We start from the raw sequence: 3853 nt of genomic DNA on the forward strand, positions 1-3853 counted from the left end.
AAGAAAAAGATAACATCAGTGCCTTAACTCAGCTAGCGGTAGGACTCACCATAGCAAGTATGGGAGGCGATGAAAGTGATATAACAACAGGAGTGAATAGTAGTAAAAATGCGGTTGAGAATAACTGGATGGTTCAAGCTGCTGTGATTTCTTGGCGAGTTATTCGAACGAATACAATAGGTCAACCAGTGACAATTACAGCAGTAGATGTACTCGTTGGAAGAGGATTAAGTATTGCTGAGGCCGAATCTTTTTTAACCAGTCTTACGCTTGAACAAAGGAAATTAATTGACCTTGCATTAGTTGATCCGATGGGAGATAGTAACTTCGAAAATGCAGTACTAAAAACCTATGATAGATATGGAAATGCAAATCAATTAGCAAGTGAATCAAATGATAAGAGTATAAATAGCATAATTAATGATAATACATTAAGTAATACTGAAATAACGTCTGATATTGCTAATAATCAGATTATAGAAAAAGATTGGCAAGATTATTTTTTAAAAAATAACAATAAAATTGAAGAAGAATGGCATGAGGGTGCCGAGGGAAAATCTGCGGATTCGTTATTAAAACATTATAATAAACATGGTAAGGAGTTGAAATCTGATTCCCCAGAACACTATTTGAATCAGGCTAAAGAGTTTGCAAAGAATTTAAGAGGAGCAAGAGTTGTAAAAAATGTAAAAGGCTATACACAAAATGTAACAAGATATTATAAAAATGGTAAATATATTGACATAGCCGCAGATAAGAGAATAGTATCATTTGGTAAACAATAGGGGATATTTTATGTGGCATAATTTAAAACTTGATAATGTGAGTGGAATTGATAAAACTGTGGCTGAGTTTACAGTTTGGATGGTTGGAATTTTACCTTACGCCAAAATGAAAATTAAAGTCTGTGAGTCTCAGTTTGGCTCATATACAGGAATAAGTGATGTTAGAATTAAACGTAAATTTGATGATGGTTACCCTCAAAGTGCTTTAGGTGATGGTGATACCATTGAAAAGGCTTTAGAAAATACCATAAAAAACTTTAATGCAATGTTAAAAGAAGATGGTTATGAAGAATTAACACCTGAAGATATTGAATATTCAGAATGGTCTGATTTTTAGTATTTATTGAATTAAAGTTCCCAGCCTAAAAACTGGGATTTTTTATATAAGTGATCTGTGTGGCCGAACAGATAAAACTCCACACAGGTCATGCGGAAAATGGGGAATGGAAAACAGATAGTCCGGTAGCGAATTTAGTGGCACATGCAATACTGGGAGCAGTAGTAGCGGAGCGAGTGCAGTCACAGGGGAGATAGCAGCCCCAATTATCCAAAAAGCCTTATATGGAGATAGAGATGTAAAAGACCTAACGGAAGAAGAAAAAGATAACATCAGTGCCTTAACTCAGCTAGCGGTAGGCCTCACCATAGCAAGTATGGGCGGAGATGAAAGTGATATAACAACAGGAGTGAATAGTAGTAAAAATGCGGTTGAGAATAACTTTTTGGGACCAAAAGATCAAAGCCGTTTAGAAGAATTAAGAAACAAACGAGATAAGGGATTTTTAACTCAATCAGAAAAAATAGAAATGTTTATGCTTGATGAGTTAGATCAAAAAGGGGATTATCTTGTAGGAAAATATTATAAAGATCCGAACTCATTAACTGAAGCAGAGGTTCAACAACTAGCTGTATCTTTGTCACGTTATTATCAACAAGTGGAAGGAATGAGCGGAGAAGAAGCGGCAAGACAATCAATTTACGATTTATTAACAGGTAACTGGGGATATAGGCCTCATAATTATGATTATCCATATTTAGGAACCAAAGAGCAACAAGAGCAATATAATAAAGCCTACTGGGAATCTATCGCAAATAAATCATTACTTGAAAAATTATTTAGTTCTCGTCCAATGGATGAAAATGAAGAATATTATCGAGAACAATATAATATTCAGAAGTATCTCCAATCAACGGATTGGGAGCGCCAAGTTGGTCGTCCTGTAATGAACTTCGTACCTGGAGTAAGTGGTTGGATTTATAATGCTATTGACACTGCTCAAGGAAGTTATGCATTAGGTGAAGGGGTTGGTCAAATATACCATGATGGTAAATTTACAACTGATGCTGTATTAAAAGTTGTTGATGGCGTTTTAACACTAGCGCCAGTAGTAACTTCTAGCCTAATTCCTAAAGGCAACTCAACAGGAGCAACGGGAAGTGTCATTTTAGATAAAGGCACTCAAATTGAACTTGCACCAGGCAGTAATTCAATTGGTAATATTAACTCGGGTAAAACCGGAACGATGATCTTTGAACAAGGTTCAACACCAAATGCTAATGAGATGAGAGCTGGTAGTGGTTTCTTAAATTTAGGTTATGATGTTGTTGTCAAAAAAGAAGTCAATCAAAATAAAGTTAAGACTCAGGATCTTTATGTTGAAGGAATCGGTAAGGTTGATGTTTATACTCCTCAAAACCTTGATACAAAAACTATTTTAAGAATGATAGAGAAAAAGAATCAGCAAACGAACTCTGTGCTTACTCAAGCAGATCTATCAAAAAGTCAAATGACCGAAATAGCTAATAGAACTTGGGGAAAACCTAGTGCAAACAATATAAACACTCTATTCTTCCAAGATTCTAAAGGTCAAATTATTCGTTATGATCGGCCTACTAGAGGAGCTAAATAAATGTCTAAACTTAAATGTCCATGTGGTTGTATTATGGATAATAATACTATGGAAGAGGATTTTTTATATAATCTTGTTCCTCTGAAAAATCTTATGAAAATACTCTCTACTTGGGATGAAATACGGAGTGATTCATATGCAGATAAGTTGACTGAATTATATGACAAAGATACTAAAGAAGTTTATATTTGCCCTTCATGTGGTCGAATATTAGTCGCAAGTGATAAAGATCCAAACGTTTTTGATTCATATATAAAAGAAGATTAATTTATTGCCAGTTCTGCGATCTCTATCGCAGAACTGAGGTAATTATTTACTAATTATGCGATCTACTTCACAAGTTGGACAATTAACTTGCCTTTTTTAGCGGTAATGGTGACAGGTTGTCCGGTGGTAAATCCTACCGCTTCTAACCAGTTGCCTTTAAGATGCAGTGCAGGGTGTTTGCTGTAATGAGTGCAAGCCTGTGTAGTTTTAGGTTCGTGGCGGACGCTGATGTAACCAACAGTGTAATGACGTTTCGACGTCTCTCGCAGGGTTTTACTGGTGGTTTTGGTTTTGGCTGTTTTTGCCGTAGAATGGACGTTAGTCATGATAACTACTCCTTAGTTGCTAGTTGTTGTGATTAGCAGATTGGTTGTGGTCGCACACAGCCAGTCTGCGTTTAAACAATTAATCGCTATTTATCAACAGGCAGCAATGCCGATTCAACTCGATTTTTAACAATAACCGCATCAATTAATTTAATGACAGTCTCTTGCTCTTCTTGAGGACAGTTGGTTAATGCCTTAAATCTTTCAAATAACCGCGTATTACTCATTGTTGAATGTTCGTCATACGTTCCTATTAATAAATAATCAATGGATGTAGTAAAGAGTTCAGCAAGCAATATCAGTTTATCCGCAGGGGGAATATGCATACCTGACTCATACTTGTTGTACTGTGAAAGCTGTAATCCCAGTTTAGCAGCTACTTCTTGCCGGAAAGGGAACTAAGGTAGTTACAATAGCAAAAGGTCAGGATGCAGGTAAAACTAAACCAGGATCAAATTGGAAATATGAAGAAGGAGAGTATAATCAAAAACCTACTGATACGATTAATGTTGAAGCACCAAAGGAAATAAGTTATGGTAATGATTCTAATGCCGGAAAGGGGACG

6 protein-coding genes and 1 pseudogene are annotated in these 3853 nt (G+C 35.9%); 5 read left to right on the plus strand and 2 right to left on the minus strand.

Annotated elements, in window-relative coordinates:
* The 5 genes from A9G11_RS13655 to A9G11_RS13670 form a co-directional block, all read left to right on the plus strand.
* On the plus strand, nucleotides 1-785 hold a 785-nt coding region (locus A9G11_RS13655; protein ID WP_176701287.1), incomplete at its 5' end, for a VENN motif pre-toxin domain-containing protein.
* A gap of 10 nt (nucleotides 786-795) precedes the next feature.
* Entirely contained in the window at nucleotides 796-1122 is a 327-nt protein-coding gene (locus A9G11_RS13660; RefSeq protein ID WP_065620068.1) for a hypothetical protein, read from the plus strand.
* Nucleotides 1123-1181: 59 nt separating this feature from the next.
* On the plus strand, nucleotides 1182-1319 hold the full coding sequence (locus A9G11_RS14535; protein WP_176701284.1) for a hypothetical protein: 138 nt from the start codon (nucleotides 1182-1184) through the stop codon (nucleotides 1317-1319).
* 11 nt (nucleotides 1320-1330) lie between these two features.
* On the plus strand, nucleotides 1331-2695 hold the full coding sequence (locus A9G11_RS14645; RefSeq protein ID WP_255308554.1) for a VENN motif pre-toxin domain-containing protein: 1365 nt from the start codon (nucleotides 1331-1333) through the stop codon (nucleotides 2693-2695).
* The gene (locus A9G11_RS13670; protein WP_065620135.1) at nucleotides 2696-2962 is read left to right on the plus strand and encodes a hypothetical protein; all 267 of its coding nucleotides are present in this window, start codon (nucleotides 2696-2698) and stop codon (nucleotides 2960-2962) included.
* Between the two features lie 62 nt (nucleotides 2963-3024).
* Here A9G11_RS13670 and A9G11_RS13675 read toward each other — a convergent pair whose 3' ends face one another.
* A complete protein-coding gene (locus A9G11_RS13675) occupies nucleotides 3025-3288 on the minus strand; it encodes a SymE family type I addiction module toxin (protein ID WP_081298587.1) in 264 nt (87 codons plus the stop codon).
* Between the two features lie 86 nt (nucleotides 3289-3374).
* A pseudogene (locus A9G11_RS13680) lies at nucleotides 3375-3677 on the minus strand (helix-turn-helix domain-containing protein); the annotation flags it as partial.
* Nucleotides 3678-3853: the final 176 nt, after the last annotated feature.

The organism is Gilliamella sp. wkB108 (genome assembly GCF_001690195.1).
GTDB lineage: Bacteria > Pseudomonadota > Gammaproteobacteria > Enterobacterales > Orbaceae > Gilliamella > Gilliamella apicola_L.

Coding starts and splice junctions, on each gene's coding strand:
- A9G11_RS13675 (WP_081298587.1), bottom strand. CDS start 3,288: ATGACTAACGTCCATTCTACGGCAAAAACAGCCAAAACCAAAACCACC.
- A9G11_RS13670 (WP_065620135.1), top strand. CDS start 2,696: ATGTCTAAACTTAAATGTCCATGTGGTTGTATTATGGATAATAATACT.
- A9G11_RS13660 (WP_065620068.1), top strand. CDS start 796: ATGTGGCATAATTTAAAACTTGATAATGTGAGTGGAATTGATAAAACT.